Source organism: Gammaproteobacteria bacterium, from assembly GCA_003696665.1.
In the GTDB taxonomy this organism is placed as follows: Bacteria; Pseudomonadota; Gammaproteobacteria; order Enterobacterales.
In genome coordinates this window covers 1-2,346 of the sequence record RFGJ01000438.1, presented here as the reverse complement: position 1 = coordinate 2,346, position 2,346 = coordinate 1, and the positions used below count along the sequence as shown (strand labels likewise).

The following is a 2,346-nucleotide window of genomic DNA, read 5'->3' as shown; positions in this document are numbered from 1 at the left end:
GGCAAACTGCTCCAGCTGCTTGTTCGTCTCCTCGATCTTGCGCTGGGCCGCCCGCAACTCGTCCATCTGCTTCTTGATATGCATCTGATGCTTGGCAAGGAGGTTTTTCTGCTCTTCGAGGGCCTTGATTGTACTTTCCTGACCATATTCAAATATCCACACCACTCCAAGCAAGACCACAGCAAACAATACATAGCTAGTCAAGTAGTAATCTGGTGTAAAATTTTCGATTTGAGATTTATACAAATCATCATTTTCCAAATGCAAGAAAAACAATACCACACAAACCCCTATTACTCCCCCAAGCCACCAGAATCCCGATTTTTTGCCTGCAAAAAGCATGGCTACCACGGGGGCAATGAGCAACCAAAGCAAATTGTCGGAGTAAAAGCCACCTGTCTGAAATACCGCAGGAACTAGAATGGCAAACCACGTCAAGACTATCAAGTTCCCAGAGTATGTGGGGTTTTGATAGCGCTTAAGCAAATACAACGAAAAAGGAAGGAAAACAAAACCAAAGATAAATGGCACATTATCATTGGCATGCATAGCAAAGAGAGTGATCAGTGCCATTATGATCACTGCAACAAGAAAAAAGAAATGAAGATAAACCAACATCCTTGTCCGCCAGTAAATGGCAGGATTGGCCTCATCATCTTTCGGTACAAAGGAATGTATGTATTCGAGCAGTTTCTTCCTCATTTGGCCCCCTCTCTGATTCAAGAAAACCTATACCATTTTTGCTATCAATTTCCTTTCCAATTTGTGAACCAGAGAAAAAAAATCGCCCCGAGAGCCTCCACCATTAGGAAAATCTCAGGGCGACATAATAAGCAAGTACCTAATTCACATGTTATTAGAAACAGATTGTGTCTCTGTGATCTTGCTTTTACCGGGCTTTTCAAGCTTGAACGCAGCATAAACCTCATCCAGCGTCACACCGTTTGCCGCCAAGGTCTGATAGTACACTTCCCGAAGCGTTTCCAGCATCTCCAGGATACTGCCCTCACTCATGTGGTTGGTAATGGTAAACCGCAGACCAGCATTTTTTACAGGGACGGATGGATAAGCTGCGATATTCAAAAAGAAGCCCTTTTCTATCATTTTTCGCGTAATTTGATATGCCGTTCGGGTATCACTTACCGGCACAAAGAAGATGGGCGTCAGCTCTTTAACAGCAAGAGGAATCTCCATAGCATCACAGCTATCAAGCGTAAATCGCAACAACCCTTTCAATTTCTCCTGCAACTCATTGATTTCAGGACTCAAATGAATTTTCGCTGAACATACACATGCCCCCAAGCTGCCATTTTGGATCGGACCGGAAAAGAAGAGCGTGCTACCAGTGTAATTAATGAAGTCACGCAACTGCGAATCTGGAAAGACCAGAATGCCACCGCCACCTCCAAACCCCTTGACCATGGAAGTTGCAAGCACCATTTTTGGATGAAATTCAATCGCAGCTAATACCGTCCCACTTCCTCGTGGCCCCGACCAACTCATGCCATGAGCATCATCTACATATAAATACAAATTATCATACTTGTTCAGTAATGACTCAATCTCTTTAAAAGGTGCCAAGTCACCAAACATTGAGTAAACGCCATCAGCGAAATACCAAACATTCCTAAATTCCGACGTCAACTTTTGGATTCTCCACTCCAGGTTTTCCAAATTGCTGTGACGAACCATTTCCACGTGGGTGCCATTTGCTTTGGCAATTTTTGCAGCATTCTGAACACTGGCATGAACCTGATGATCCAAGACTATAGCATCCGAAGGATCTACGAGCGAGGGAATTGCAGCTATGTGTCCTAGTGAGGTCGTAGGAGTAGCTATGACCGGCTTTTGGAAAATAGCCTCCAAGAGTTCCTGCAACTCTCCATAAAGAGGACTGGACAGGTAGGCTCGGGAACTGGAAAAAGCTGTACCGTATTTCTCAATGGCCTTGATTGAGGCCGCTTTCATTCGGGGATCCAACTCAAGACCGAGATAGCTACACGAACCAAAACTCTTTACTTTTTTACCGCCAATGACGATCTCATTTGCTTTGAGCTCCTCATCATCAAGCACCACATACCCTATTCCTTCCGTGGCGCAAACGATCATTTCATGGTAAAGATAATCCAGCAGCCTGGACGTGTTGTGCATGGGACGGGGGGTGATTTGTTTGTTCATAGTTTTTGTGTTTGAGGGTGAATAAATCGCTTGGGTAAAAAGAGCACTCAGCCCGCTGATGAAGTCAATTGCTCAGGCGGGTTCAAGGTGAATCTGAAAAAATGGGGTTAGCAAACGCTCGGAGCGTACTTGCGACGTGATGTTCGAAGAAGACCTTTGTGCCGGCTT

General features: G+C 44.8%; 2 protein-coding genes. Both read right to left on the bottom strand.

The genetic code is table 11. The features are described from left to right. On the bottom strand, positions 1-702 hold a 702-nt coding region (locus D6694_10980; protein ID RMH39638.1), incomplete at its 3' end, for a hypothetical protein. 144 nt (positions 703-846) lie between these two features. Beyond that, entirely contained in the window at positions 847-2,178 is a 1,332-nt protein-coding gene (locus D6694_10975; protein RMH39637.1) for an aminotransferase class I/II-fold pyridoxal phosphate-dependent enzyme, read from the bottom strand. Positions 2,179-2,346 lie beyond the last annotated feature (168 nt).

Coding starts and splice junctions, on each gene's coding strand:
- D6694_10975 (RMH39637.1), bottom strand. CDS start 2,178: ATGAACAAACAAATCACCCCCCGTCCCATGCACAACACGTCCAGGCTG.